This is a genomic window from Dyadobacter sp. HNCC25DJ186 (genome assembly GCF_056895235.1).
The window spans coordinates 120,295-147,205 of sequence record NZ_JBXHAS010000010.1 but is presented as its reverse complement, the minus strand read 5'-3'; the positions used below and the strand labels follow the sequence as shown (position 1 = coordinate 147,205).

Annotated in this window: 24 protein-coding genes; 18 read left to right on the top strand and 6 right to left on the bottom strand. The window is 41.3% G+C overall.

Features of this window, described 5'->3' with window-relative positions:
* Positions 1 to 150 precede the first annotated feature (150 nt).
* Positions 151 to 1,770 (top strand): sodium:solute symporter family transporter, encoded by a 1,620-nt coding sequence (locus AC1XUO_RS24050; protein ID WP_483332385.1) that lies wholly within the window; start codon positions 151 to 153, stop codon positions 1,768 to 1,770.
* Between the two features lie 75 nt (positions 1,771 to 1,845).
* Here the strand turns inward: AC1XUO_RS24050 and AC1XUO_RS24045 are convergent, their stop codons facing one another.
* Entirely contained in the window at positions 1,846 to 2,292 is a 447-nt protein-coding gene (locus AC1XUO_RS24045) for a peptidylprolyl isomerase (RefSeq protein ID WP_235150666.1), read from the bottom strand.
* Between the two features lie 133 nt (positions 2,293 to 2,425).
* A complete protein-coding gene (locus tag AC1XUO_RS24040) occupies positions 2,426 to 3,211 on the bottom strand; it encodes a lytic transglycosylase domain-containing protein (RefSeq protein ID WP_483332384.1) in 786 nt (261 codons plus the stop codon).
* Between the two features lie 471 nt (positions 3,212 to 3,682).
* Between AC1XUO_RS24040 and AC1XUO_RS24035 the strand changes: the two genes are divergently transcribed.
* The 6 genes from AC1XUO_RS24035 (at position 3,683) to AC1XUO_RS24010 (ending at position 8,285) form a co-directional block, all read left to right on the top strand.
* A complete protein-coding gene (locus AC1XUO_RS24035) occupies positions 3,683 to 4,873 on the top strand; it encodes a molybdopterin molybdotransferase MoeA (protein ID WP_483332383.1) in 1,191 nt (396 codons plus the stop codon).
* A gap of 15 nt (positions 4,874 to 4,888) precedes the next feature.
* A complete protein-coding gene (locus AC1XUO_RS24030) occupies positions 4,889 to 5,128 on the top strand; it encodes a MoaD/ThiS family protein (RefSeq protein WP_483332382.1) in 240 nt (79 codons plus the stop codon).
* Between the two features lie 209 nt (positions 5,129 to 5,337).
* Positions 5,338 to 5,787 (top strand): molybdenum cofactor biosynthesis protein MoaE, encoded by a 450-nt coding sequence (locus AC1XUO_RS24025; RefSeq protein WP_483332381.1) that lies wholly within the window; start codon positions 5,338 to 5,340, stop codon positions 5,785 to 5,787.
* 57 nt (positions 5,788 to 5,844) lie between these two features.
* Positions 5,845 to 6,753 (top strand): bifunctional molybdenum cofactor biosynthesis protein MoaC/MoaB, encoded by a 909-nt coding sequence (gene moaCB, locus AC1XUO_RS24020; protein WP_483332380.1) that lies wholly within the window; start codon positions 5,845 to 5,847, stop codon positions 6,751 to 6,753.
* Positions 6,754 to 6,768: 15 nt separating this feature from the next.
* Positions 6,769 to 7,761 (top strand): GTP 3',8-cyclase MoaA, encoded by a 993-nt coding sequence (moaA, locus tag AC1XUO_RS24015; protein ID WP_483332379.1) that lies wholly within the window; start codon positions 6,769 to 6,771, stop codon positions 7,759 to 7,761.
* 116 nt (positions 7,762 to 7,877) lie between these two features.
* Positions 7,878 to 8,285 carry a hypothetical protein gene (locus tag AC1XUO_RS24010; RefSeq protein ID WP_483332378.1) on the top strand — a complete coding sequence of 136 codons (408 nt, stop codon included), beginning with the start codon at positions 7,878 to 7,880 and terminating at the stop codon, positions 8,283 to 8,285.
* Between the two features lie 45 nt (positions 8,286 to 8,330).
* Here the strand turns inward: AC1XUO_RS24010 and AC1XUO_RS24005 are convergent, their stop codons facing one another.
* On the bottom strand, positions 8,331 to 9,251 hold the full coding sequence (locus AC1XUO_RS24005; RefSeq protein WP_483332377.1) for an alpha/beta hydrolase: 921 nt from the start codon (positions 9,249 to 9,251) through the stop codon (positions 8,331 to 8,333).
* A gap of 367 nt (positions 9,252 to 9,618) precedes the next feature.
* On the opposite strand from AC1XUO_RS24005, the gene AC1XUO_RS24000 reads away from it, so the two are divergent.
* A complete protein-coding gene (locus AC1XUO_RS24000; protein ID WP_483332376.1) occupies positions 9,619 to 9,909 on the top strand; it encodes a putative quinol monooxygenase in 291 nt (96 codons plus the stop codon).
* A gap of 18 nt (positions 9,910 to 9,927) precedes the next feature.
* On the opposite strand, the gene AC1XUO_RS23995 is transcribed toward AC1XUO_RS24000, so the two are convergent.
* Positions 9,928 to 10,518, bottom strand: coding sequence for a hypothetical protein (locus AC1XUO_RS23995; RefSeq protein WP_483332375.1), 591 nt, complete (start codon positions 10,516 to 10,518; stop codon positions 9,928 to 9,930).
* A 132-nt stretch (positions 10,519 to 10,650) separates the two neighbouring features.
* On the opposite strand from AC1XUO_RS23995, the gene AC1XUO_RS23990 reads away from it, so the two are divergent.
* From AC1XUO_RS23990 to AC1XUO_RS23980, 3 genes are all read left to right on the top strand, one after another.
* Positions 10,651 to 13,731: a PVC-type heme-binding CxxCH protein gene (locus AC1XUO_RS23990; RefSeq protein ID WP_483332374.1), complete on the top strand. Its 3,081-nt coding sequence runs from the start codon at positions 10,651 to 10,653 to the stop codon at positions 13,729 to 13,731.
* Positions 13,732 to 13,919: 188 nt separating this feature from the next.
* On the top strand, positions 13,920 to 16,619 hold the full coding sequence (locus AC1XUO_RS23985; protein WP_483332373.1) for a PVC-type heme-binding CxxCH protein: 2,700 nt from the start codon (positions 13,920 to 13,922) through the stop codon (positions 16,617 to 16,619).
* Positions 16,620 to 16,793: 174 nt separating this feature from the next.
* Positions 16,794 to 17,714 (top strand): hydroxypyruvate isomerase family protein, encoded by a 921-nt coding sequence (locus tag AC1XUO_RS23980; protein ID WP_483332372.1) that lies wholly within the window; start codon positions 16,794 to 16,796, stop codon positions 17,712 to 17,714.
* A 100-nt stretch (positions 17,715 to 17,814) separates the two neighbouring features.
* Here the strand turns inward: AC1XUO_RS23980 and AC1XUO_RS23975 are convergent, their stop codons facing one another.
* On the bottom strand, positions 17,815 to 18,126 hold the full coding sequence (locus AC1XUO_RS23975; RefSeq protein WP_235150711.1) for an isoamylase early set domain-containing protein: 312 nt from the start codon (positions 18,124 to 18,126) through the stop codon (positions 17,815 to 17,817).
* Positions 18,127 to 18,558: 432 nt separating this feature from the next.
* On the opposite strand from AC1XUO_RS23975, the gene AC1XUO_RS23970 reads away from it, so the two are divergent.
* The gene (locus AC1XUO_RS23970; RefSeq protein WP_483332371.1) at positions 18,559 to 19,455 is read left to right on the top strand and encodes an alpha/beta fold hydrolase; all 897 of its coding nucleotides are present in this window, start codon (positions 18,559 to 18,561) and stop codon (positions 19,453 to 19,455) included.
* Between the two features lie 118 nt (positions 19,456 to 19,573).
* On the opposite strand, the gene AC1XUO_RS23965 is transcribed toward AC1XUO_RS23970, so the two are convergent.
* Positions 19,574 to 20,545: an aldo/keto reductase gene (locus tag AC1XUO_RS23965; RefSeq protein ID WP_483332370.1), complete on the bottom strand. Its 972-nt coding sequence runs from the start codon at positions 20,543 to 20,545 to the stop codon at positions 19,574 to 19,576.
* A 155-nt stretch (positions 20,546 to 20,700) separates the two neighbouring features.
* Between AC1XUO_RS23965 and AC1XUO_RS23960 the strand changes: the two genes are divergently transcribed.
* The 6 genes from AC1XUO_RS23960 to AC1XUO_RS23935 all read left to right on the top strand — a co-directional run bounded on the left by AC1XUO_RS23960 (position 20,701) and on the right by AC1XUO_RS23935 (position 26,886).
* A complete protein-coding gene (locus AC1XUO_RS23960) occupies positions 20,701 to 21,447 on the top strand; it encodes a M23 family metallopeptidase (RefSeq protein WP_483332369.1) in 747 nt (248 codons plus the stop codon).
* A gap of 129 nt (positions 21,448 to 21,576) precedes the next feature.
* On the top strand, positions 21,577 to 22,842 hold the full coding sequence (locus AC1XUO_RS23955; RefSeq protein WP_483332368.1) for an aminotransferase class V-fold PLP-dependent enzyme: 1,266 nt from the start codon (positions 21,577 to 21,579) through the stop codon (positions 22,840 to 22,842).
* A gap of 219 nt (positions 22,843 to 23,061) precedes the next feature.
* Positions 23,062 to 23,673, top strand: a complete 612-nt coding sequence (locus AC1XUO_RS23950; RefSeq protein WP_483332367.1) for a Cj0371 family chemotaxis-regulating polar lipoprotein — start codon at positions 23,062 to 23,064, stop codon at positions 23,671 to 23,673.
* A gap of 48 nt (positions 23,674 to 23,721) precedes the next feature.
* Complete coding sequence (locus tag AC1XUO_RS23945; RefSeq protein WP_483332366.1) at positions 23,722 to 24,894, top strand: glutathionylspermidine synthase family protein; 1,173 nt, start codon at positions 23,722 to 23,724, stop codon at positions 24,892 to 24,894.
* A gap of 21 nt (positions 24,895 to 24,915) precedes the next feature.
* Complete coding sequence (locus tag AC1XUO_RS23940; protein ID WP_483332365.1) at positions 24,916 to 26,499, top strand: glycoside hydrolase; 1,584 nt, start codon at positions 24,916 to 24,918, stop codon at positions 26,497 to 26,499.
* Positions 26,500 to 26,565: 66 nt separating this feature from the next.
* A complete protein-coding gene (locus AC1XUO_RS23935) occupies positions 26,566 to 26,886 on the top strand; it encodes a DUF6660 family protein (RefSeq protein ID WP_483332364.1) in 321 nt (106 codons plus the stop codon).
* Positions 26,887 to 26,911 lie beyond the last annotated feature (25 nt).

Here is a 26,911-nt window from a genome sequence, read left to right as displayed (position 1 = left end):
TGTTTAGCTGTTTTAGCAGCGTTGTAAAAATAAAGGTTGTAAGTTAGATGCTCACGGGGAGTTCTTACTTGCACTATTTTCTGAAAATAGTGTACCTTTCGGTCTGAACAGAAAATCGCTTATCCATTCATCTAATTTTTTCTATTTGAAATGCAACAGTTACAAACCCTGGATTACATAGTATTCTTCTTTTACTTTATCGTGGTTTCGGGCTACGGATACTGGATTTACCAGCGAAAAAAATCCCCAACGGAATCTACGCAAGACTTTTTTCTTGCAGAAGGATCGCTTACCTGGTGGGCAATTGGTGCTTCTCTAATCGCGTCCAACATTTCGGCAGAGCAATTTATCGGGATGTCCGGGAATGGTTTTTCTATGGGTTTGGGTATTTCAACCTATGAATGGATGGCTGCTGCAACACTGATTATCGTTGCTGTTTTCTTCATGCCGATTTATCTGAAAAATAAAATTTACACGATGCCACAATTTTTAAGCCAGCGTTACAATCCAACGGTGAGCTTAATTATGGCTATTTTCTGGCTGGCACTTTATATTCTCGTTAACCTTACTTCAATTCTTTACCTGGGCGCACTGGCTGTTTCGGGGATCTCTGGGCTGGATTTTACTTTTTGTATGATTGCGCTGGCTGTTTTCGCGATAATTATTACGATCGGAGGTATGAAGGTTATTGGTTTTACGGACGTTATCCAGGTATTCTTTCTTGTCATCGGTGGTCTGGCTACTACATATCTTGCAATTAATCTTGTTTCAGAGCAAACCGGAATTGATGGTCTGATGAGCGGAATGAAAATGATGCGAGAAAACCATGACGATCACTTCCACATGATTTTTCCAAAAAGCAGTCCATTTTACATGCAACTTCCAGGGCTAACCGTGTTGTTGGGCGGTATGTGGATCGTGAATTTGAACTATTGGGGATGTAATCAATACATCACGCAACGTGCTTTGGGCGCTGATTTGAAAACTGCACGTAATGGTATTTTGTTTGCTGCTGGTCTTAAATTATTAATGCCGGTTATTGTGGTTTTACCGGGTATCGCGGCTTACGCCTTATACAGTAAAGGATTATTTCAGGCAGAAATGTTGGGAGAAGATGGAATGATCAATCCAGACAAGGCATATCCTGTTCTTTTAAATTTATTACCAACAGGCTTGAAAGGACTATCTTTCGCAGCCCTGACAGCGGCGGTGGTTGCTTCGCTTGCTGGAAAAGCAAACAGTATTTCTACGATTTTTACGCTTGATATTTTCAGGAATTATATCGGTAAAGACGCTGACGAGAAAAAGTTGGTTTGGATCGGTCGCTGGGTTGTTGTTATCGCCATGATTCTTGCCATCGTAGTATCGCCTTATATGGGAATTGATAAAAAGGGAGGATTTCAGTTTATTCAGGAAATGACAGGTTTATTGTCACCGGGGATTTTTGCTTCCTTTATCATGGGCTTTTTCTGGAAACGTACAAACTCCGCAGGCGCGTTATTTGCGATCGTTGGTGGATTTGTAATCGCTCTGGGAATGCACAACAATTATCTTCCGTTTATGGACTGGACGCAGGTTCCTTTCCTTGATCGTATGGGTTTGGTGTTCCTAATTTGTGTTGTAGTCATGTTTATCCTTGGTCTGGTACTGCCGGATGAGAAAAAGGGTTTGCAGATCGATTCTTCGATGTTTATCCCGCATCGCAGTTTTATAATCTGGGCATCTATCGTGATCGCCATTATCGCGTTTTTATATTACCACTTTTGGTAGAAAGTATAAGTTGTTTCAAAACAAAGGCGGTCCGGAAATTTTCCGGACCGCCTTTGTTTTGACTAAGTTTTACTATCAAGCAACTTCTTCTTCAATAATATTGATTTTCTGGATTTTGTCTCCCTGACGAATCAAATCAACTGTGTCAACACCTTCGATCACTTTACCAAAACAAGTATGGTTTCCGTCAAGATGAGCAGTATTATTACGGCTGTGGCAAATGAAGAATTGAGATCCACCAGTATCACGTCCCGCATGTGCCATTGACAAAACACCACGATCGTGATATTGTTTTTCGCTTTTCACTTCGCACTTAATTGTGTATCCAGGGCCACCACTTCCATTTCCCTTAGGATCTCCACCCTGAATCATGAAATCATTAATTACGCGATGGAAAGTAAGTCCGTCATAAAATCCTTTTTTAGAAAGATCTACAAAGTTTTTCACAGCAATAGGTGTCTCTTTCTCATAAAATTCGATGAGCATAGTTCCTTTATCGGTGATCATTTCTGCCTTTATCATATTACAATTCGGTATTTGGATAAAAATTTATTGAGTGATTTGCTGATTAAACAGCTTGTTTTACATAACAAATGCAAAGAAAAGCATATTGCGGCTGTTTCCTTGCATTGTATCGTTACTATAACCAAAAGAATTATGAATCAGTTGCGGCTCTTGCTAATTGTTTCGAATCACCGTTCAATTCCGAAAGTTTTTTCTCTTCACGGATTTGTGCCATTTTCTCCAAAACATCGCCACTTCCCCATTCCCGGCTTCGTTCCGGGTTGGAAAACCATTCTTTGACGGCAATAATCTTATAAATATATTTAGTAGTTTCTGAGTTTAACCGAAGCTTAAAATAGTCGTCTTTATTTTGTGAGTTCATTCGGTTCTGGATGTGCTGTGGTCCCGCATTGTAGGCAGCTGCTACAAGTGTCCAGGAACCAAGCTGGCGGTGAAGATCTTTCAGATACTTACCTGCTGCATGCGTGGATTTAACCAGATGTCTACGGTCGTCAACCGTTCCGTTTACAGTTAAGCCAAGTGATTTGGCTGTTGCGGGCATTAATTGCCAGTATCCGCCTGCTCCTCTGTGAGAAGTGGCCTGGTTATTCATGGCACTCTCAATGATTGGAATGTATTTAAAGTCGGATGGCACTCCGTACTTTTTAAGAATCGGTTCAATAACCTTCATCCTTTTTTCTGCGCTTGTCATCAGTTTACGAAAAGCATAGGTATCGTAGTTTCTGATCATTTTCTGGTACCGCTCGGCTATGCGCATTTCCGAAAGAGGCACCTTTTCGCCACAAAAATTAATGGCAAGAAGGTTTGAATTGATTGTTAGTTCAGACTTCACTTCCTTCTTTTCTACCTTCAAGTTGCTAAGAGAAAACATCCCCATTGATGCAATTGAGAAGGCAATAAAGATAATTCTAATCATCCATTTTTTGTTTCGTTCAACATAATTTAGTCGGTTTCCCGGGGAGCAAAGATAACGCTATTGAATTAATAATGTTTCATTTTTAGGTAAAAACTTGATTTGCAGTAGTTTGTATAATTTTGATTTAGCACTAATTGAAGATGATAAAATTTTGTTGTATTTGCTGGTGACAATCCTTTTTTGTTTGTTAAACGCCCATTTTCTAAAATATTCGTTGGAAATCACTGCCAGACACAAACAGAATTTTTTCTTCTTAAAATTGTAATTAACAAAGCGTAAATCGCTGTGCCAATTTTAAATTAAAATTATTTTTCAGTTAATTATCTGAATTTACCCTTAACTTTTGATTCATTTCGGGAGTTAAAACGGCAGGAATTGTCAAATATTTGATCCCGATAAATCTATTCCAAAAACGAACATTCATGTATGTTTAAATAAGTAACTTGCATTGTTTGACATGAAACTTGAAAAATGGTCACAGTTGAGGAAGCAAAAAGAAGTGTAACAGCTAATACTGTTGCGCTGAATATCGAAACAAGAAGTGTTTCAGACGCCCTGGGATATGTTCTGGCCAAGGATATTTTCGCGGGGTTTTCTTTGCCATCATTCAGGCAATCTTCGATGGATGGGTATGCGATTTTGCACACAGACATCATCGACAGGAACACCACACTCCCGATTGCCGGCGAATCCAAAGCGGGAAAGGCAGAGAAACTATTTTTGAAACCGGGCACTGCAATCAGAATCTTTACAGGCGCGCCGGTTCCGGACGGTGCAACGGCCGTGATCATGCAGGAAAATACTTCGGTCGAAAATGGAAATGTTACTATAAATGAATATCCGGTTCATGAAAATAAAAATCTCAGAAATGTAGGACAGCAGATCAGAGCAGGAGATGTTGCGCTTCCGGCAGGTAATTTTATCACAGCAGGTACGGTTGGTTTCCTGAACGGGTTGAATATTCAGGAGGTTTCAGTTTACCGTAAACCTAAAATCGGGATTCTGGTAACAGGCGATGAATTAGTGAAAATCGGGGAAACGTTATCCCACGGTCAGGTTTTTGAATCAAATTCATCCATGTTGGTTGCCGCCCTGAAACAGGAAGGGATTAATGAAGTTGAAGTATACTATTCGGAAGATGATTTGCAGGCAACAATTCAGAGTTTGCAGGTATTATCGAAAAGAAACGATGTAGTAATCGCAACGGGAGGTGTATCGGTAGGGGATTATGATTACGTTGGTAAAGCCTTGGAAACGATCGGTGCTGAGACAATTTTTTACAAGATCAGACAGAAACCTGGTAAACCTTTACTTTTTACTAAAAACGAAAATACAAACTTTTATGCGCTGCCTGGGAATCCTGCGTCCTCATTGGTTTGTTATTATGAATATGTATTACCTGCCTTAAGATTGATGTCGGGAAGAATGGAATGTTTTTTGCCTGCATATCAGTTGCCGATTTCTCATGCGTATTCTTTTAAAGGCGAACGGGACGAATTTTTGAAGGCTTTTGTTTCAGGTGGAAAGGTGACGTCACTGGAAGGACAGGAGTCATTTGCATTAAGGTCTTTTTCCGTTGCGAATGCGCTCATTTATTTGCCCGTTTCGCAGCAAACAGTACAGGCGGGAGATTTGGTGGAGGTTCATTTATTACCGTTTTGATTATTACAAAATACAATGGGCATAAATATTTTATATTTCGGTATGCTGGCTGAAATCACCGGACAAGCAAACGAAATCTGGACAATCAAGGATGGTTTGACAGTAGGAGATTTGAAAAAGCTGATCTTGGAGAAATATCCCCAGATGCGTGATAAAAAATTCAAAGTTGCTGTTAACCAGCAGATCGGCGACGATCAAACATTTATTTCAATACAATCGGAGGTTGCTTTGTTACCACCATTCGCCGGCGGGTGATTTTTGCAACCATTTAAGAAACCTAAGAAAACCTAAGTTTTTTTGTAAAAGTTTTACATAAACGTTTTATATAGAGGTTATTAAATACGTTGAGGTTAGTGAAAAAGCTCTGTTACAAAAACACTTTTTCAAAAACATTTTTACATATAAACTTAAATGTTCTTCGATTACTTAGGTGGTAAATTAAAGCTAAAAGTTTAATAGACATAATGGAGAAGATTCATAAACCTAAAAAGGTATTCATGCAAGGGCCGGTTAGTCCGCAGTTTGTTGCTGATGCAATTGCGAAGCACCAATCCAAGGTGAATATTGGTGCGCATGCAATATTTCTGGGGCAGATTCGTGCTGATGAAAAAGAAGACGGTATGGTAACCGGGATTGAATATTCGGCTTATGAAGAGATGGCTGAACAAGCTTTTCATGCGATAAGAGAAGACGCCTTTTCAAAATTCGATCTGACATGTTTGCATATTTATCATAGTCTCGGAATAGTCCCCACAGGAGAAATCAGCCTTTTTGTCTTCGTATCATCTGCGCACCGTCGCGCGGCTTTTGAAGCGTCAGAATATATTGTGGATGAAATAAAGACCAAGGTTCCAATTTTTGGTAAGGAGCTGGTTGGCCCGTCCGGCTCTTATGTCTGGAAGGAAAATTATTGAGGTTTTAATCTATTTCCACACTAGTTAAATTATCATTTTCTCGTTGCTTTTACACGAATGGTTGACATAACACATAAGACAAATACGCTAAGAATTGCCACAGCTCAGGCCATTGTTCAGGTAAGTAAGCCTGAAACCATACTTGCCATTCAAAATAGGACAGTTCCGAAAGGAGATGTTTTCGAAATGGCGAAGGCCGCCGGATTTTTGGCGGTGAAAAAAACGCCTGATCTCTTGCCCGATTGTCACCCGATACCGATTGAATACACCGCCGTAGCTTACCGGATTGAGGAATTAACAATTGTTATCGAGCTGACGGTTAAAACGATATATAAAACCGGCGTTGAGGTGGAGGCAATGCACGGTGCGTCTGTCGTAGCACTGACACTTTATGATATGCTCAAACCGATAGATAAAGGTGTTGAGATCAGGAATATCCGTTTGTTGGAAAAGAAAGGTGGAAAAAGTGACAGAAAAGTTATTCCTGAAAATTTGAAGACCGCGGTAATTGTTTGTTCCGACAGTATTTCCAAAGGAATAGGCGAGGATAAATCGGGTAAAAAGATAATCGAAAGATTTGAGTCCATGGCCATCAAAGTCAATGATTATAGCATCATTCCGGATGATAAACCTACTATTCAGGAAAAAATTAAAAGTCTTTGCGATTTGTCATATCAGCTGATTGTGATAACAGGTGGAACCGGACTGTCGCCCCGTGACGTTACTCCCGAAGCTGTCAGTGAATTAATTGACCGTGAAATTCCCGGAATAGCAGAAACAGCCAGGCAATATGGACAGGAAAGAATACCAACCTCCATGTTGTCGCGTTCGGTAGCGGGGCTGATTGGTGACACTTTGGTTTTGACAATGCCAGGAAGTACTGGTGGCGTGATAGAATATATCGATGCGCTTTTTCCGCACGTCCTGCATGTTTTCGGTGTTATGGAAGGAAAAAAGCACGAATAAATAACGAAATATAGAATGTCCCAACCCATTACGGATACATTTGGTCGAAAACATACTTATCTGCGCATCTCGCTGACAGACAAGTGTAACCTCCGTTGTACTTACTGTATGCCGCAGGAAGATATGCAGTTCATGCCTTCCAAATGGCTGATGCAAGCAGATGAAATCCAAACGCTTGCCGGTATTTTCGTGGATATGGGTGTTGAAAAAATAAGATTGACAGGCGGTGAACCGTTGATCCGGAAAGATGTTAGTCAAATTATCCGGAATCTGGGCTTGTTACCCACATCCCTTACTTTAACCACCAATGCGGTTTTTGTAGATCAGTTTATTGATGATCTTAAAATTGCAGGGGTTCATTCCTTGAACGTTAGTCTGGATACTCTGAATGAGCAATCGTTTAAAAATATTACCAAACGGGATCACTTTGGCAGAACACTGGATAGTATCAGATTATTAATTTCTGAGGGTTTTGTTGTTAAGATCAATATGGTCGTGATGCGCGGAGTAAATGATGAAGAAGTAAATGACTTTGTCAGGCTTACGTTAGACGAACCTAACCTGCATGTCCGTTTTATAGAATTTATGCCTTTCAATGGAAATAAATGGGATATGTCCAAAATAGTATCTTATAAGGATCTACTTACGGATATTAGTACCCAATTTACTTTTGAAAAACTGGAAGGTGAGTTGCACGATACTGCGCATAATTTCCAGGTAAATGGCGGAAAAGGAACTTTTGGAATTATTGGTACAGTCACTCACCCCTTTTGTTCCGGCTGCAACCGTATCCGTCTGACTGCAGATGGCAAATTAAAAAATTGCCTTTTTGATACAACAGAAGCAGATCTGCTTACGCCACTCAGACGTGGAGAGGATGTCAGATCGCTGATTTATTCCCATTTTAATAAAAAACATTTTGCACACGGCGGGCATATCGATTTTTCTGAAAAGAATGCAAAAGAAGATTATGAACAAAATCGGAGAATGATTTCGATTGGAGGGTAATAAAAATTGCTAAACCACTCAACCCGCTTTTTGAACCGCTCATAATTTCATTGCAACATGCCCTGAGGTGAAGACATCATTGGTGAAAAAAATAGCCAATATAAATCTTCAAAGCCATGAAAAACTTCCGGAAAATCTTTGCTGCTACGCTCTGCGGCCTTTTATTGACGAATCTTGTCTCAGCCGAACAATTAGAACTTTCAGAAAAAGGACACTATTACGAATCCTTTCGAGTCGGTATGTACCGGGTAAAAAACTCTTTGGTAATGAATCTTCTTCTTGAAAAAGAGAAAGGGGTTTCGCTTAATATCAGATTAATTGATGCGAATGGGAAGATCTTACATCAGGAATACATCGCGAAAGGATTGAAAAAAGTGGGGCAGAAATTTGATTTCTCAGACGTAAATGATGGAGATTACAGAATTGAAATTGTTAATGGGGACGAGCGAATTGTGAAAAATATAAGTATGTCCACAACTGAGATAGCTGAGGTTAGTGGGCGACGGCTTATTGCATTCAATTAAATTATTGCCGGTACAGATTCTTTCAAAATCTGTACCGGTTTTTAATTATTTCATATAACTGTTTGCTTTAAGCCATCCCGCCAAAGCGTCCGGCCAGTTGACGAGAGATCCTTTTCCTTCCGTGCGCATACCATAACCATGACCACCTTTTGGATATAAGTGCATTTCCGCCGGCACTTTAACTTTTTTCAATGCCAGATAATAAGTTATACTATTTTCAACAGGAACAGCAGAATCGTCCATCGAATGTACCAAAAAGGCAGGTGGTGTTTTGTCGGTTACCTGCAATTCATTGGAATAATATTTAATAAGTTCTTCCGATTTATCAGGTCCCAAAAGATTATCCCGCGAACCTCCGTGTGCAAGTTCTGGCAACAGAGAAATAACCGGATACATCAATATCGAAAAATTAGGTTTCGATTCTTCGGATGCCCTTTCTCCCAGATTGTAATGCGTAGCAAGCGTAGCAGCCAAATGTCCGCCAGCTGAAAATCCCATCACTCCGATTTTGTCTACATTAATATTCCATTTTTTCGAACCTTGTCTGATCATTTTCATGGCCTGCATCGCATCCTGAAGTGGCGCTTCATGTTGATGGTCCATTGCTTTCGCGTCAGGCAGCCGATATTTCAAAACGAAGGCAGAAATTCCTCGGTCATTAAACCATTTTGCCAGATCACTTCCTTCATGCGAGGCAGCAAGAATTCCATATCCGCCACCAGGACAGATCATGACTGCGGCACCTGTTGCTTTTTCTTTTGGAGCTATATAGGCTGCAATTGTAGGAATTGTAACGCCGCTTATTCGTAAAATCCCGTCGGTGGTGACGGATTTTTCTTCGATTGTATTTGTTTTATTGTTCGGCACTTTTCCTTCCGGCCATAACGATATTACTTCATTTTGAGCCATGGAAAGTTGTGATAAAATGGTGAGGCCTACGGCCGTTATTAAAGTTGTTTTTTTCATAAGTGATGGATATTTCAACGAAAAGACGAGCGCGCCGCATCTTTACCCTCGATTTGTTTAATCCTGTTTGCAGATGCGTCCTATTTTGTTTAACAACAAATTCGAAATAGTACTATCGTTTATTTTTAGTAAAAATAGAATTCTGTTTTTTCTATAACATAAATATTCTTTATTTCGGAGAAACACTTACACTTAAACATTGAAAATAATAACTTATATTTTTAATGTTTAAGTGTTTTATAAATTAATAAGTCTTTCAGAATCAGTTCTCCACAAAATAAAAATGAAATGATTTGTTTTAAATAATTCGTAAACAGCCTCGTCATTCTATTTTGGATTATTCTGAGTTGAAAACATTAATTACATTATGGTGATTATACGGATTGTACGAATGACTTTTTTGCCGGAAAAGATAAATGAATTCGAAAGCATTTTTGAAAAATGCCGAAATGATATCAGACAAATGCCAGGCTGTCTGCATCTGGAACTTTGGCGTGATACAGACAATCCGGATATTTTTGTCACATGCAGCCATTGGGAAAGCGAAGAATATTTGAACACCTATCGAAAAACAGCCTTTTTCGGAATAATATGGAAAAAGACAAAGGCGCTTTTTGCAGACAAACCTTTGGCTTTTTCAGTTGAAAAAATTTCCTGACAGTAAATTTTATATATTCTATTTTTTTGCAGGATTGATCATAATATGAGCTTTATGCGTTCCTGGGTCCATAATCCATGGCATTCCGGGAACATCCGGCTTCAAGGGCAATCCGGTAGTTTCTGCGGTCGCAAATGGGATATAAACAACATATCTTAAATAACCATCTTTAACATCTCCTGTTTTGCTGTCATAATTCTCTGCGGAACCAGAAAGAGCAAATAAGGTAGAAGGCTGTTTCGGCATAGCGAGTTGTCCGCCTTTCACTTCCTTTTCACGAATATCAAATATCTCTTTTTGATTTTTTCCTTCTTTGGTCAATACACGTCCTCTTTCCATGAAAGGCTCTAAATCTGCGTGGTAGCAGGAGACATTTATTCCTTCTTTTTTCGGGTCGTCGGCGATGCAGACAAAGTCGTTGGTTCCGTTTCTTAATATTTTGAAAGTACCATCAGAAGTATATCCGTAAACTTTTGCACCGGCCTGTTTATCCATTGGTGCTGCAAGTGAAGCCGTTTTGATTTGGATATCGGCGGCTGGAATTACAGTCTGTGCATTTGCGTGAATGGCGATACAGGCAACAGCCGCACTAAAAAAAATCTTGTTCATAATAGTAAATGATATGTGGCTAGTTTCTTATTATCTAAATTTAGTAATCTTTACTAAAATAATGTCACAAAATACAGTTTTGGCTGATTTTCATTTAAGCAAAGCAAACAACTGATTAAAATTATATCACCAATGAATTTTAAAAATCCGCTGATTATTTCTGCCACGGGTATGCTTGCGCTCGGCGTTCTGGCGGCGTCGTATATGCGAACCAATCCGAGTACGATTAAAAGTTCCGGTCTAGACAGCCTCTATGAAAATCTGAGCACCGAACAGAAACGTTCACCAAAATATGCTGTCGCTGGTTTAAAAGTCGCGGATGGCTTAGAGGCGACACTATTCGCCTCAGAACCGACTCTTACCAACCCAACCAATATCGATGTCGACCATCTTGGTCGGGTGTGGGTTTGTGAGGCTTACAACTACCGGCCGGCAATAAATGGCAACCCGACGAAAAATGAAGGCGACAGGATTTTAATTCTGGAAGATACCAACGGAGATGGGAAGTCTGATAAATCAACCGTTTTTTACCAGGGGCCGGAGCTGAATTCTCCGCTTGGGATATGGGTGATGGGGAATAAAGTTATTGTATCCCAAAGTCCGTATGTTTGGTTATTTACAGATGCGGACGGCGATGGAAAGGCTGATAAAAAGGAGGTTATTTTTGAAGGCGTGGGAGGTGATCAGCACGATCATGGTATGCACGCTTTTGTGTTTGGACCGGACGGGAAATTGTATTTCAATTTTGGTAATGAAGGCGGACACTTGCTGGATGGAAAAGGAAATCCGGTGGTTGGTCAGGATGGAAAGGCTATTGATTTTAAAACAAATAAGCAGGGAATGGTTTTCCGCTGCGACCTTGATTTTAATAATATCGAAGTGTTGGGGAATAATTTCAGGAATAATTATGAAGTTGCCGTAGATAGCTACGGTACTATGTGGCAATCGGATAATGACGACGACGGAAATAAGGGCGTACGGATTAATTACGTTATGCCTTATGGAAATTACGGATATACGGATGAAATGACAGGAGCAGGCTGGCGTGCAAACCGTACGAATATTGAGGATTCTATCCCATTCCGTCACTGGCATTTGAACGATCCCGGCGTGGTTCCTAATCTTTTACAAACAGGTGCAGGATCTCCAACGGGTATGGTCGTGTACGAAGGGCGTTTATTGCCAAAAGTGTACTGGGACCAGATGATCCATTGTGATGCGGGTCCTAATGTGGTGCGTTCTTATCCGGTTCAAAAGTCTGGTGCTGGATATTCTGCCAGGATCGTAAATGTACTGGAAGGAAAACGCGATCAGTGGTTTCGTCCTTCCGATGTTTGTGTCGCACCGGATGGTTCTCTGATCGTTGCTGACTGGTATGATCCAGGCGTTGGCGGGCATCAGGCGGGCGACCAGAATAAAGGAAGATTATATCGTCTGGCTCCTGAAAATACGCCATACCGAATCCAGAAAGAAGATTATTCGACCTCGGCAGGAGCTGTGAAGGCTTTGCAAAATCCGAATCTTTCAGTACGTTATCAGGCCTGGGAAGCGTTGATGAAAATGGAATCCAAGGCGCTTCCGGAATTGAAGAAGTTATTTGAAAACAAAGAAAATCCAAGAATGCGTGCACGCGCGTTATGGGCTATCGCAACAATTGATAAAAAAGGGACGGAAGATCTTGAATCTGCATTTCGCGACGCAAATCCTGACATTCGAATCACGGCATTGCGCGTGGTTCGTGAAAAAAGGCCAGCGGATCTCGTAAAATATGTAAAGTTACTTGCAAACGATTCTGATGTGCAGGTTCGTCGTGAATGTGCTTTGGCACTTCATGGAATAATTTCACCCGAAGCTCCCGAAATCTGGGCACAGCTTGCGCAGCAATATGACGGAAAGGATCGCTGGTATCTGGAAGCTCTTGGTATCGGGGCGGCAGGTCAATGGGATTCATTTTTTAAAGCGTGGGTAAATAAAGCCGGAGCGAACCCGATTGCAACGGATGCCGGAAAAGATATTGTCTGGCGTTCAAGAAGTAAAGAATCTGTTAATTTGTTGGCTTCGCTTGCTGGGGACCCCGGCGTGGATCTAAAAAGTCGTCTCCGGTATTTCAGGGCTTTTGATTTCAATCCGGGAGCAAAAGAAAAGTCGACAGCGCTTCTGAAAATAATGAAGGGAACCGCACAAAATCAGAATGAGATCAATGAACTTGCCCTGCGGCACCTTGATCCTGCTTTTGTAAAACAGTCGCCGGAAGCGATGGCTGCTTTGAAAAAACTATTGGATGCAACTTATGGCACAACCACCTATATGGATTTGGTTTCGCGTTATGAGCTGCCTTCTGAAAATAACCGTTTATTAAAACTAGCCACAAGCCAGGCGAAGACTAACCTTGGCAGAACTGCAGGGCAGCAGCTTTTGAAGCAAAACGGCTCGCCTTTGCTTTGGACTGTTATCAAGGGAAAGGATATTGAAAAAGCATCATCGGCATTAGCGTCGATTAAGGGTGTTGGTAGTAAACAATCGCTGGATATCTTAAAATCGGTTGCCCTGGACGCCAAACAACCAGCTGATTTGCGCACAGAGGCGACCCGTTCTTTGGGCGGTACGATGAGTGGCGAGGATCTTGTTTTGGTTTTATTAAAAGAAGGAAAAATAACCGGGGACTTGAAAACGACGGCGGTGCAGGGTCTGAGCGGAGCATGGAGGAAATCCGTAAAAACAGAAGCAGCGAAATACCTTGACGGTCCAGGTGTCGAAGTAAAAAAACACCCTGATTTGAAAACATTGGTTGGTATGAATGGAAATACAGCAAAGGGAAAGGAGATTTTCGCCATGTATTGCACGGTATGCCACCAGGTGAACGGACAAGGAATCGATTTTGGCCCCAAGCTTTCTGAGATTGGTACCAAACTTCCAAAAGAAGCTTTATATGCAGCTATTTTTGAACCAAGTGCCGGAATCGGATTTGGTTATGAAGGTTTTGAAGTGACTCTGAAAGATGGTTCCTCTGTTTCAGGAATCATTTCGAGTAAAACAGAAACTGACCTGATCATGAAACTTCCCGGTGGTACTACACAGGAATTTAAAATGACTAAGGTAAAATCTATAAAACAAATGGCTGACTCCATGATGCCGGCAGGTCTTCAGGATGCCATGACCACAGACGAACTTGTTAATCTTGTTGAATATATGAGCAGCTTAAAGAAAAAATAATTTATTTATTTCCCGGAGCCAGCTCCCGGTCTTATATCCAATTACAGCCTGTTAAAACACTTTTGTTTTGGCAGGCTGTTTTTTTTATTGTCACCTGTAATCTAATTCTCAGTTTTTGTTTCGTTTATCTAAAAAAGAACTGGTAATTTTGAGGTTGTCCAGTAGTATTTGCTCCATTGAATTCTGTTTTGAAACGAATAAATTATTTTAAGTCCGCATTTCTGGTAGCCGCCAATCTTTGTTTTTTTGTTCTGAGTGGTACCTGCCAAGTAGTTGATTCCCTGATTGTATTGCATCCCGACAGTGTGTATGCCAAGCTTTCTGAATCTGAAAAAAGATTTTCCAGAAATGCCGTGGCCGGGCTGCATACCGATGACGGTCTGGAAACAACACTTTTTGCTTCTGAGCCATTAATTACTAATCCAATCAATATTGACGTTGACCATCGTGGCCGGGTCTGGGTCAATGAATCTTATAATTACCGGCCAGCTGTTAACGGAAAATCGGAGCTTAGTATCGGTGACAGAATCGTGATATTGGAGGATACCACAGGCGATGGGAAAGCGGATGTTACCAAAGTTTTTTATCAGGGCTCTGAGCTGAACTCTCCGCTTGGAATCTGGGTGATGGGAAATAAAGCAATCGTTTCGCAAAGTCCTTACGTCTGGCTTTTCACGGATACGGATGGCGACGACAAAGCTGACAAAAAGGAAATTCTTTTCAAAGGCATTGGCGGAACGCAGCAAGATGCGGGTGTTCACTCCTTTGTGTTCGGGCCCGATGGAAAGTTTTATTTTAATTATGGAAATGCCGGGAAACAGCTTGTTGATGGTCAGGATAGGCCTTTGCTGGATAAATATGAACGACCGATAGATTTTCGTCAATACCGTCAGGGCGTAGTTTTCAGAGTGGATCAGGAATTTAGAAACGTTGAAATTCTGGCAGAAAATTTCCATAATGGTTTCGAGGTTGCTGTCGATAGTTACGGCACGATGTGGCAGTCGGATCAGGAAGAGCCGGGCAACGGAGCTGACCGTGTGAGTTATGTTATGGAAAACGGGAATTTCGGTTATATCGACGAGATGAACGGAGCGAGCTGGCGGATTAACCATACAAACCTGGAAGATGAAATTCCGCGTCGCCACTGGCATCAGAATGATCCAGGCGTTGTCCCGAATCTATTGGAAACCGGATCCGGACTTCCTATGGGTATGGTGGTTTATGAAGGGGAATTACTGCCGAGAAAGTTCTGGGATCAGGTTATTGTTGCCGATGCCGGACAGAATTCGGTGACTTCTTATTCTGTTGTGCCTGACGGAGCTGGTTTTAAATCTGTTGGAATTAATCCTGTTGTTGAAGGAAAAAGAGACAAATGGTTTCGTCCAACAGACGTTTGTGTTGCGCCTGACGGATCGCTGATCGTTTCTGACTGGTATGACCCGGTTGCGGGTTCTCATAAAATGAAAGATAGAAGCCGCGGAAGAATTTTCCGTATTGCACCTCCTGAAACGCCCTATAAAATTCCCGTTTATGATCTTACCAATCCGGTTGAGGCTGTAAAGGCATTACAAAGTCCGAATTTATCCCAGCGTTACCTTGCCTGGAATGCCTGCGTAAAACTGGGCTGGGCAGCGGAGCCGGAGCTCGAAAATTTGTTCAGACAATACAACGCAAATCCCAAATTAAGAGCTAGGGCTCTTTGGGTACTAAACCGCATCGAAGGGTTTAACCACAGAAGTCTGGACGTAGGTTTTCGTGAACTGAATCCAAATTTGCGTATCACAACTTTGAGAGCAGTTCGTCAGCGTAACAGTGATCCGACAGAGTATATCAAAAGATTAACATCAGATCCAAATCCTCAGGTTCGTCGCGAGTGCGCTCTGGCCATTAATCATAACCATACCTATGAAGCATTGGATGTTTGGCTACAATTGGCTCAGCAATATCCCGGTAATGACAGATGGTCGGTTGAGGCTTTGAGCATTGGCGCGATAGGTCAGTGGGAGCGCATTTTTCCGGCCTGGCTTGCCAAAGCAGGCAAAAATCCCGGTGCTACGGATGCAGGAAAGGACATTATCTGGCTTGCCAGAACCAGGCAGGCAATCCCATACCTGACTGATCTCGCAGCTGATACAAGTGTCTCCTTTAAAAGCAGGTTACGTTATTTCCGCGCTTTCGATTTTTTTCATGCCGGTTATGAAAAAACACAGGCCTTGATGCATGTGATGGATGTAAGATCTTCGGATCGGATTGAGGTGAGCAAACTGGCTCTGCTGCATTTGGATAAATCGTTTGTAGCCAATTCACAGCAGGGACTATCGGCGCTGAACAAACTGCTCGACGAAACCTACGGAACGGAAGACTACATTGAGTTAGTAACCCGATATGCGCCAGAGTCAGAGAATAACAGACTTTTCCAGATGGCGATCAACAAGTCGGGTGATGTACTTGGACGTGATGCTGGTGCCTTATTGCTGGATATTGCCGGCGTTTCGTTTATATCAGAAAAGCTGAATAGTTTGAACGATACTAAAAAATCGGCTTTACTTGCTTCATTACAAACGGCTGGAAGTTCTGAATCAGTTTATATCTTGCGGAACACGGTTTTAGATGTAAATGAGAAAGAATCAGTGCGCGCGGATGCGGCGAAATATCTGGGTGGAAGCTGGCCGGGTGAAGATGCAGTAGTGAAATTATTAAAGCAAAACCAGATTGACGGAGCTATTAAAGAAGCTGCTTTGCAAGGAGTGAAAAATGCTTTCCGGGAAAATGTCAAAGCCGATTTAGCCCCATATTTCCCTAAACCTGTCGAAACAGTGACCGTTGCAGATGAAGTTCTTCCGAAAGGAAAAGGTAAGAAAGAGAAAAAAAGACGGAGAAGGGATTGAAAATTTCACGCAAAGCAAATAAGAAAGGGCAAAGGTCGCAGAGAATTAAACTTTGCGTTCTTTGCCTTTTTCTTTACTTCTTTGCGTGCAACCTTCTTATAATTGAAATTTCAATCGGTATAAAACAGACACAGTTTTCTTTATTCCCTGAAACCATAACACTAAAATTAAATCATGCTCCGCAGAAACTTTGTTAAATCGTCACTTGGATTAGCTGGCGCCGCACTTGTGGCAGGAGAGGCCTGTGCTTCTTCAACTTCATCTATGGCAAAGAATAAATTCAAACTTCAATACGCTTCCCATTTCGGAATGTTTCAGAACAGTGCCGGAAAAGATGTGATTGATCAGCTGAAATTTATGGCCGACCAGGGCTTTATGGCATTGGAAGATAATGGAATGATGGGCCGTCCTGTGGAAGAGCAAGAGAAAATCGCCAAAGAAATGACCCGCCTGGGTATGGAAATGGGTGTTTTCGTTGTAGATAAAGGAGGTAACGGAGCTAATACGCTGGCAGCCGGAAAAAAAGAATATATCGACATTTTCCTGAATGGATGTAAAAAAGCCGTGGAAACTGCGAAGCGGGTTAATGCGAAATGGATGACCGTTGTGCCGGGTGATTTTGAACGTAAATTGCCAATCGGCGTCCAGACAGGTCACGTGATCGATGCACTTCGCAGAGGTGCAGAAATATTGGAACCACACGGGCTTGTGATGGTTTTAGAGCCTTTAAGTGACACGCCTAATTTATTCCTGCGCACTTCCGATCAGACTTATGAAATTTGTCGCGGCGTGAACAGCAAATCCTGCAAAATTCTGTACGACATTTACCACATGCAGAAAAATGAAGGACGCATTATTTATAATATTGACGCAACTTGGAGTGAAATCGATTATTTCCAGATAGGAGACGAGCCGGGAAGAAATGAGCCGACGACTGGTGAGATCAATTATAAAAATGTATTCAAATACATCCACGATCGTAGCAAAAAGGAAAACAAAAGTTTCATTATGGGCATGGAACACGGAAATTCCCAAAAAGGAAAAGAAGGTGAAGATGCTCTGATCAAAGCATACGTAGACAGCGATAATTTCTAGGAATCTGTTAGCAGTTAGGAAATTAGCTTTTAGCTGAAAAAACAAAAAATGGCCAGTAGAAAACTCCACTGGCCATTTTTTTACTAACAGCTAACCGCCATTAAAGAACAACTACTGAATTTTCTTCTGCATCTACACCAGCAGATACATACTTATCAGCTTCCCAGTCATTTTCCCATTTCTCGTTATCCAAAAGGTAACGGAATTGATATTCTTTACCAGGAATCAGGTCAAGACTTCCTTTAAATGAACCGTCTTTTTGTTTTTTCAAAGCAACTGCTTCTTCCGGGTTCCATCCGTTAAATTCACCGACAAGTGAAACTTTTTCTGTTTTTTCAACGGCTTCAGCAGGCAAGGTAAACGTCACTTTTACAACGGGCTTGCTTTTCAAATACTGTTTTGTGATTGCCATATTATGTAGTGTTTTTTTAGTTGATGGGACAAATATACAATCAATAATTGTACAAATTGATGAATATCAGCAGAATAAATTTCGTTTGTCTTTGAATAGTTATATGAATATATTCAAAAAATGGCTTCTGGTGCAATTTTTTGAAGCATTTTATAAAAAGTCAAAACAAAAAAATGTACGATCTGCTGCTAATTGTATAGATGAGAAAAGTCCTATATTGGTTGGAATGGGTTTGGAATATAATTGGGTTTTTTTGTACTTATTAAAAGAATGTCTCTTGATAACTTAGGGTATAGAAAGACGTTTCATGCGTTTTAATTTTCAATATTGCCAAAAAGTATTTGGAGACGCAAAGACAAGAAAGGTGTTGCGCCAAATGTATATTTAGGTGACGCAGTATAATCTTTAATAACCTAAGCTATTGAAAATCAAATGAAGCCGTTAGTTTTCTTTTTATGCTCGTTCCTTTCCATAAAAACATTTTCACAAGAAAAACTTGTCAAAGTAAATGGCACAAATTTTAATGTTTACATAAAAGGTTTTGAGAATAGGAAAGCTGATGTTCCTGTACTAATCTTTGAGAATGGTATGGGAGTTGGGCTTGGCACCTGGGATACCGTGATCGATGAATTATCAAAAGACGCTCCTGTTTTAGCTTATGACAGAGCCAACGTTGAAAAGTCAGGTAAGGATTTTAAGTTGCCAACAATAAGAAAGGTCTCCGAAAACTTGAAAAGTATTCTTACGACATTAAACATTCAACCTCCTTATATACTTATTGGTCATTCAATGGGTGGGTTGTACATCAGAGCATATTCAGGATTTTATCCCGACGATATTGCTGGACTAGTATTTATTGATCCTGCTGATTTCACAGAAACAAAAAGAAATTGGAATCAGATCTTTCAAAAGATCGGAGTTTCGGAAAAGAGGATTGAAGAAATGTTATATAATCGGCTTTACAGCACTTCAAAAATTGATTCTCTGTATTACGGCAGTTGGAGTGAAAGTCAGATACTTGGTGAGCTGAGACGTACTGATTTTTTGGAGATAAATTCACTTCCTATACCACAAGTACCTATGTGCTTTTTTATGGGCGGTAAGTTTGAAGTGCCCCTGGATAGAAGAAGCAAAGATTTCGATCAGGAAGCATTTTTTATGGAAAGAACCCGTGTGAATATGGAAAGATGGAGGAAGTTTATTTACACATCAAATAAAGGAGGCTCTTTAATTTATCTCTCTCAGAGTGGCCATTTTGTGCATCGTGATGATCCACGTGCAGTGATTAGAAATATAAAATTGTTGATAGACACCATATTGACAAAATGAAGGTGTCAGCTCAAAAATAATAATCGTCGAAAACTCCTTCTTTGTAGGAATACCATGAAAATCCCTCACAACCACAAAGCTGCAAGGGATTTAAACAAATCATATCATTCTAAAAAACCTACTGCGACCATTCCGTCGGTTCGCGATCCCAGCGGTGTTGTTTTAGCGTTTCTCTTAGAGAATCGGCAAGTCTCACACCGTCGCTTGTAGCAATGTTGGATTTTACGTGAGCAAGTTTGCGCATACCGGGAATGGTGGTATGGACATCCGGATTTTCCAGAATAAAACGCAAAGCCAGTTCTGGCATGGTCATGTTTTCAGGAACAAACGGGCGAAGTGCTTCTGCATGGTCAACACTTGCGTTGAGGTTTTCAGGAACGAAATAAGTCGAGCGCCAGTCGTCTGCCGGGAAAGTGGTTTCTTTGGTAAGATTTCCTGATAATGTTCCTTCGTCCAAAGGCACGCGGGAAATTACGCCTATATCCATTTTCTGACACAAAGGAAATAACTGGTCTTCCGGAGCCTGATCGAAAATATTGTAGATCACCTGAACTGCGTCAATCAAGCCGGTTTCCAATGTTTTCAATGCATTGTTCGGCTCCCAACGATTGATACTTAATCCCCAGCGCTCTACTTTCCCGTCTTTTGTCAACTTCTGAATCGCTTCTTTCCACTCGTCTTCATGCGCCCAGGCATCTTCCCAAACATGGAATTGAAGCAGATCAATCTGTTCAACACCCAGGTTTTTCAAACTTTTCTCTGCGTATTCAATAATATAATCAGCAGGGAAAACTTCTTTCAGTGACGACGTTGGTTTGGAAGGCCATTGACGATTTTTTGGCGGGATTTTCGTCGCGGCATATAACTTCTTATCCGGATTCCGGCGAATGAGATCTCCCAGAATGGTTTCACTGACACCATCGGCATAAGCCCATGCGGTGTCAAAAAAATTACATCCGGATGCTACGGCAAGGTCAAGGGAATCCTCAATTTCTTTTCGGTCAGAACCTGTCCAGCCGGCCAGTCCCCACATGCCGTAACCTATCTCGCTGATCTGCCAGCCACTACGTCCAAAACGGCGATATTGCATCTTATTTATGTTTAGTTGTTTTACTTTAAAGGAATTTATAGCACATTTTTAATGCTATTGAAATACATTTGCCGCAATTTATTATATTTATGAAGATGCCAGGGCTTGTTAGTAATAAAATGTCGTTTAGCAGTAGAAAATTGTTTGTGGGTACAATGAAAAGAGTAATTGGCTTATTGCTGATTGTGGGGATGGCAGGATGGAATACGCAGACCATTCCGGAAAATAGTATGCTGAATTATTCCGGTACATTCCGGCAAATTCAGGAGGATATCCGGGATTGTGTGATCACCCCTGATTCGGCGGCAAGGGCCTGGCAAGAGAATATGAGAAATATAAGGGCAACTTTTCACAGTGGTGATACTTGCCGGATGGCAGATTCAACTTATTTCGTTTTCCCGATAAAAGGTTATACGCCCAGGAACTCGATCGGAGGACGTGGGATGGGTTACAGAGCCGAGGGTTTCGATCTTTTCGACATGGACGTCAGAGGTAGTCACCCGGCGCAGGATCTTTTTGTTTATGATAGAAATCAGGATGCCATTGACGACAGAACCTGGAAACCCATTGAGGTGCTGGCTTTTACCTCGGGTATTGTCGTGGCGGCGGAAAAGGATTGGAAATATGACAGTGATTTAAGAGGCGGGAACTGGATATGGATTTATGATCCTTGTCTCGACGGGCTGTTTTATTATGCCCACAATAATGTGGTATTAGTTGAACCGGGCCAATGGGTGAATGCAGGAGACAAAATTTCCGAGATGGGTCGCAGTGGATATAATGCATTCAAAAAGCGTTCGCCGACTCATCTGCATTTAATGTTTTTGAAATTGAACCAGGATGCTTTGCCAGAGCCAGGCGATACGTACGACTGGTTGATGAATTCCATAGTAAAACAATAGCCGGGCGCAGAGATTGGGGAAAAGATGGCTAAACAAAGAATTAGCATGAATACGATTTAATAATATTCATTTTCACTCCATTTTTACTACTTCCTAATCTCTGAAATTATGAACAACCGCCGGTCTTTCATGAAAAAAAGTGCCGCCCTTGGTATGGGCGCATTTGGCATCAACAGTCTTTTTAACGAACTGCATGCAGCTGATTTTCAGAATGCTGAAAAATTCTGGGATCCTGCCAGTGAAACCAATGACGATTATTGGGCGACAATCCAGGAGGCATATACTGCCAGCAAAAGCGATGTCATTATTTTAAATAATGGCGGCGTTTCTCCTTCTCCGCTCGTTGTTCAGGAAGCATTGGAAAAATATAACCGTCAGGCAGCACAGGGACCGTCTTACTATATGTGGCGGATTATGGATAAAGGGCGCGAGCCTTTGCGGAAACGTCTTGCAACTTTGGGCGGCTGCGATCCTGAGGAAATAGCCATTAATCGAAATGCTACCGAAGCTTTAAATACAGTCATTTTTGGACTTCCATTGCAGAAAGGCGATGAGGTGATCGGAATGAAATTTGACTATCCGAATATGATGAACGCCTGGCGACAGCGTCAACTTCGGGATGGGATTGTTTATAAGCAGTTGTCTTTTGATTTTCCCATAGAAAACGACGACCAGATCGTTAAGGCTTATGCGGATGCGATAACACCTCAGACGAAAATTATCCATGTAACGCATGTTGTCAATTGGGTTGGGCAAATTATGCCGGTTAAAAAAATCAGCCAGATGGCCCATAAGAAAGGCGTTGAAGTTATTGTGGACGGCGCGCATTCTTTTGGATTACTTGATTTTAAAATATCTGATCTTGAATGTGATTATTTTGGCACAAGTCTACATAAGTTTCTGAGCGCTCCGGTTGGAAGTGGTATGATGTGGATCAAGAAAGATAAAATTGCGAAAATCTGGCCGCTGGTTTGTAATCATGAGCCTACCAGTGCTGACATTCGTAAGTTTGAAACCCTGGGAACGCGAAGTTTCTGTATTGAACAGGCGATCGGTGAAGCAATTAATTTTCAGGAAGGAATTGGTACAAAACGTAAGCAGGAACGGATTCATTTTCTAAAAAAATACTGGGCAGAAAAAGCGCAGCAAATTCCGGGAGTGAAAATCCATACTTCGCTGAAACCCGAGTATTCCTGTGCGATCGCAGGCGTCAGTGTCGAGGGGGTAAAGCCGGGGGAACTTGAGAGTAGATTGTTTATTGAATTTAAAATCCATACCACACCAATAAGTTATGAAGGTGTGCATTGTGTGCGGGTTACGCCCCACGTTTATACCAAAATCAGCGATTTAGATAAGTTAGTGGACGCTTTGCAGAAAATATCGAAGAAGGCCTGAATTTAATATTAAAGTAAAAGCGAAATACAGCATGGTACTTTGGTGCTTTTGCTGTATTTTTTTGTTATAAAGAATCAGGACTAACCACTTATCCATTATATTCAGCTTTAAACGATTTAAAAATAAACCTTCACAACCGTTTGACAAAATTGGTTTTAGTACTGCAAGGCAAACTGTTACATTTGGTATATTCTTTAATAGGAACAATTGAGATACATTATGACACAACAACGGAAGGGTTCATTTATAAAACGAGCCAAAGATATTACATTAAGCAGCGCATTGACCCTGGCGATATTGTCCGGAACTTCGATGATGACCGGATGTTCTTCGAATGAGGACGAGTCGGATTACAGCTATGAGGAAACAACTTATTCCAAAGGAATCCGGTCGCATATTAAGGAAGTCAAACCTGGTGAGTTTAAAATTACAGATGAAGAAAGTGTTGCCGCCGATAAGTCTCTGGCAATTGTTACGTATCTGGACGGGCACACGGATTCATTAAGCACAACGGCCGCCAAAGCACTGATCGACAAGGATATCCAGAACAATCAGTCGTATGTTGGTCATCACAGCGGACTTTCGAGTATGCTTTTGTATGGTGGAATGGGTTATATGCTTGGCCGGAATTCAGGTTTCGGGTATATCAATAATTACCGCGATCAGAATCCTAACAGAGGAAATGTTTACAGCAGTCCGAGCACCTTCAGTAAGTCGCAAAGTGCAGTTCAGGATGTAAATTCCTCCCGTACGACACGGACAGTATCATCCCGGCCCGCAGGCGGAAGAAGCGGGTTTTTCGGTAGGTCATCGGGTAGAAGTGGAGGTTGATTTCAGAAATCTGCTGAATTTCTGATTAATCTCAATTTTTAAATACTTATGATAAAATTAAAATCCCTGCCGCAAACCCCGGAAAGCGGTCTGCAAAAACTTGGCTGGAACTGGATGTTGGGAACGGATACCACGCCTTATCTGGTCAAAGATATTGTTGTCGTAGATGACGAAACTGCCACGGCTTTTTACGAAGCGGCTGCGACCCTGTATGATATGTTTGTTGAAGCGGGTCAGTATGCGATTGATAATCAGTTGTTTTCGGAAATGGGGATTTCTGAAAACCTGATTGAACTTGTAAAATTATCCTGGGAGGAGGACAAGAATGTTCACCTTTACGGACGTTTCGATCTGGCGGGCGGGTTCGATGGTCAGCCTGTTAAATTGATTGAATTCAATGCGGATACTGCTACATGTCTGCCGGAAACTGCTGTGGTGCAGTGGGCACACTTGAAAACAAATAACGAAGACGATTCGCAGCAATTTAATACACTTTACGAAACACTTGTAAAACAATTCCAGTATATCAAGCTCGTCAATAACGATCTGACTGCTTCAATTCTGTTTTCGACGATGCGTGGTTTTCCGGAAGATGATACCAATGTGAACATACTTTCGGAAGCAGCGAAGGAAGCAGGTTTCGATGCAGATTTTGCTTATGTTGATGAAGTAGAATTTTCTCATGAAGGGGTTTTTAAACAAGATCCATCCGGTAACGGCGAGTTTACGCGATTTGATTTTTGGTTTAAACTGGTTCCATGGGAATATATCGGTGGCGAAGAACCGGAGCTTGCGGCGACTTTGACGGATATCGTAAAGAATCGGAAAGCTGTGGTTTTAAATCCGGCTTATACTTTACTTTTTCAATCAAAATATATCCTGAAAGTTTTGTGGGATTTGTATCCATACCATCCGCTACTGCTTCAAACAGAACGCCATCCGATCACGCATAAAAAGTCGGTAAGTAAAGTATTGTTTGGAAGAGAAGGCGCCAATGTTTCTATTTTGGAAAAGGGCGGCGAAGTACTGGAAAAAGTAGATGGAGAGTATGAAGAACAGAAAAAGATATATCAGGAATATGTAGAATTCCCTACGGATGCGGAAGGGTTTTCATATCAGGCTGGTGTTTTTTTTGCGGGAGAACCATGTGGATTAGGTTTTCGCCGAGGCGGAAAGATCCTGGACAACACCGCCCAGTTCGTTGGGCATATTGTTGAATAATTTGATTTTGACTTAACGTTTATGCAGATTTCTATAAAAGCTATTGCGCTCATTTTTTGTTCTTTCGGAATATTTCAAAAATCTGTTGCCCAGCAGAAGCAGGAAAAACCAGTTGTTTTCATCATCGATAGTCAAAATAAAGCACAGATAATTGAAAATTTTGGAGCGGCTGGATGCTGGTTTTCAGAGGGCATTGGGAAATATTGGCCGGAACATAAAAAGGAACAAATCGCAGAATGGCTTTTTAGTAAATCTTTTGACAAAAATGGAAATCCGAAAGGGATTGGTTTGTCGGCCTGGCGTTTTAATATTGGTGGCGGAACTGCTGAACAAGGCGACAGCAGTGGTATCAAAGACTTCCGAAAACGGGTTGAAAGTTTTCAAAATCCGGATGGAACATACGACTGGAACAAACAGGCCGGTTATGTCTGGTTTGTCAAAAAAGCCAAATCGTATGGCGTTGAAAATCTGATTGCATTCTCAAATACTCCGCCTGTTCATTTCACGCAGAACGGTTACGGTTTTAAAACGGAGAAAGATTATAAATCAAATCTGAAAGCAGATAAATACGGCGCGTATGCCGGATTCCTTGCAGATGTGATCAAACATTTCGATGCCGAAAATTTACATTTAAATTATATAAGTCCCGTGAATGAGCCGCAGTGGGACTGGTCTAATAAACCTGGTCAGGCAAGCCAGGAAGGAACTCCCTGGAGAAATGAGGAAATTTATAAGGTCACCACTGCGCTGGACAGTGCGTTGACTTCCCAGAAACTGACATCAAAGATTATGCTGGTTGAGGCTGGTATGCTCAATTATCTTTATGGAGGCTCAGGAATGGCAAATCGTCAGATTCAAAACTTTTTTGGGGCAGACAGTAAACTTGAAGTCAGGAAGTTAAAAAATATGTCTGACTTCATCGGAGGACACAGTTATTTTACAGAAAATGGTGATAGCAGTCTGGTGCAGATTCGGAAAAGTGTTGCTGATACGGCACAGAAATATAAAATCAAATTCTGGCAAACGGAGTACTCAATGCTGGCAGATGGTTTTCGGGAAGGTACGAAAGGGAAACGTTCGGCAATAGATTGTGCATTATTTTTAGCCAAAGTGATTCACAATGATCTGGTAGTTGGTAATGCTTCGGCGTGGCAATTATGGAATTCCTATGAACCTGGCAGTCCGGATTTCGACACACGTTATTTTTTGGTTGCTTTAAAACCAAATGAAAAACATACCGATGGTGAATATTTTCAAACAAAAGGTTTGTGGTCTTTCGGGAATTTCAGCCGTTTTATCCGTCCCGGAATGCAACGTATCCATACCGAACGAAGCGATAAACTGACAGATTTACAAGCTGCTCAGGATGTAATGTTTTCTGCTTATACGGATGATAAAGGTAAAGTAGTTGTAGTCGCAATAAATTATACGGGTGCTGAAAAGCCCGTGAAGCTTGATTTGAAAAACTCAGGAAAAGTGAATAAAATCAAAAGATATATCACCAGTGCCGCTGAAAACGACAATTTAAAACCTTATCCTGAACAAAGAATAACGGACACGATTATGCTGCCGGCAAGGTCTGTGACGACTATGGTTATTGATTGAAACCAAAAAGATAATTTGTGCTATGCAAGAACCAATTTCTGGCTTCATTCTTTATCTTTGCCCCCAATGAAAATATTCAAGCTCATATTATGTTTTTACATACTGACATTGTCATGCTTTCCGTGTGGCGACGTTCGGGAATGTAATGATGGAACGGAGCCTGAAATTTCCACAACTTCGGAGCACAAGGATCACACGCATACCACCGAAGCCTGCACACCTTTTTGCACATGCAACTGCTGCTCGGCGTCGACCGTTTTTCAATATACGGCCACCGCGATTGATACGCCTAAAATAATTTTTGCTTCCTTAAAGTTTCCGGGTTACAAAACTTTGGATCTTTCAGAAATCTCTTTCTCGATTTGGCAGCCGCCAAAAATTGCTTAATAACATCTTATTTTTTGGTTGAAGT

Bases quoted from the DNA above. Each gene is read 5' to 3' on its own strand.
- AC1XUO_RS24050 (WP_483332385.1), top strand. From the start codon at position 151: ATGCAACAGTTACAAACCCTGGATTACATAGTATTCTTCTTTTACTTT.
- AC1XUO_RS24045 (WP_235150666.1), bottom strand. From the start codon at position 2,292: ATGATAAAGGCAGAAATGATCACCGATAAAGGAACTATGCTCATCGAA.
- AC1XUO_RS24040 (WP_483332384.1), bottom strand. From the start codon at position 3,211: ATGATTAGAATTATCTTTATTGCCTTCTCAATTGCATCAATGGGGATG.
- AC1XUO_RS24035 (WP_483332383.1), top strand. From the start codon at position 3,683: ATGGTCACAGTTGAGGAAGCAAAAAGAAGTGTAACAGCTAATACTGTT.
- AC1XUO_RS24030 (WP_483332382.1), top strand. From the start codon at position 4,889: ATGGGCATAAATATTTTATATTTCGGTATGCTGGCTGAAATCACCGGA.
- AC1XUO_RS24025 (WP_483332381.1), top strand. From the start codon at position 5,338: ATGGAGAAGATTCATAAACCTAAAAAGGTATTCATGCAAGGGCCGGTT.
- moaCB (WP_483332380.1), top strand. From the start codon at position 5,845: ATGGTTGACATAACACATAAGACAAATACGCTAAGAATTGCCACAGCT.
- moaA (WP_483332379.1), top strand. From the start codon at position 6,769: ATGTCCCAACCCATTACGGATACATTTGGTCGAAAACATACTTATCTG.
- AC1XUO_RS24010 (WP_483332378.1), top strand. From the start codon at position 7,878: ATGAAAAACTTCCGGAAAATCTTTGCTGCTACGCTCTGCGGCCTTTTA.
- AC1XUO_RS24005 (WP_483332377.1), bottom strand. From the start codon at position 9,251: ATGAAAAAAACAACTTTAATAACGGCCGTAGGCCTCACCATTTTATCA.
- AC1XUO_RS24000 (WP_483332376.1), top strand. From the start codon at position 9,619: ATGGTGATTATACGGATTGTACGAATGACTTTTTTGCCGGAAAAGATA.
- AC1XUO_RS23995 (WP_483332375.1), bottom strand. From the start codon at position 10,518: ATGAACAAGATTTTTTTTAGTGCGGCTGTTGCCTGTATCGCCATTCAC.
- AC1XUO_RS23990 (WP_483332374.1), top strand. From the start codon at position 10,651: ATGAATTTTAAAAATCCGCTGATTATTTCTGCCACGGGTATGCTTGCG.
- AC1XUO_RS23980 (WP_483332372.1), top strand. From the start codon at position 16,794: ATGCTCCGCAGAAACTTTGTTAAATCGTCACTTGGATTAGCTGGCGCC.
- AC1XUO_RS23975 (WP_235150711.1), bottom strand. From the start codon at position 18,126: ATGGCAATCACAAAACAGTATTTGAAAAGCAAGCCCGTTGTAAAAGTG.
- AC1XUO_RS23970 (WP_483332371.1), top strand. From the start codon at position 18,559: ATGAAGCCGTTAGTTTTCTTTTTATGCTCGTTCCTTTCCATAAAAACA.
- AC1XUO_RS23965 (WP_483332370.1), bottom strand. From the start codon at position 20,545: ATGCAATATCGCCGTTTTGGACGTAGTGGCTGGCAGATCAGCGAGATA.
- AC1XUO_RS23960 (WP_483332369.1), top strand. From the start codon at position 20,701: ATGAAAAGAGTAATTGGCTTATTGCTGATTGTGGGGATGGCAGGATGG.
- AC1XUO_RS23955 (WP_483332368.1), top strand. From the start codon at position 21,577: ATGAAAAAAAGTGCCGCCCTTGGTATGGGCGCATTTGGCATCAACAGT.
- AC1XUO_RS23950 (WP_483332367.1), top strand. From the start codon at position 23,062: ATGACACAACAACGGAAGGGTTCATTTATAAAACGAGCCAAAGATATT.
- AC1XUO_RS23945 (WP_483332366.1), top strand. From the start codon at position 23,722: ATGATAAAATTAAAATCCCTGCCGCAAACCCCGGAAAGCGGTCTGCAA.
- AC1XUO_RS23940 (WP_483332365.1), top strand. From the start codon at position 24,916: ATGCAGATTTCTATAAAAGCTATTGCGCTCATTTTTTGTTCTTTCGGA.
- AC1XUO_RS23935 (WP_483332364.1), top strand. From the start codon at position 26,566: ATGAAAATATTCAAGCTCATATTATGTTTTTACATACTGACATTGTCA.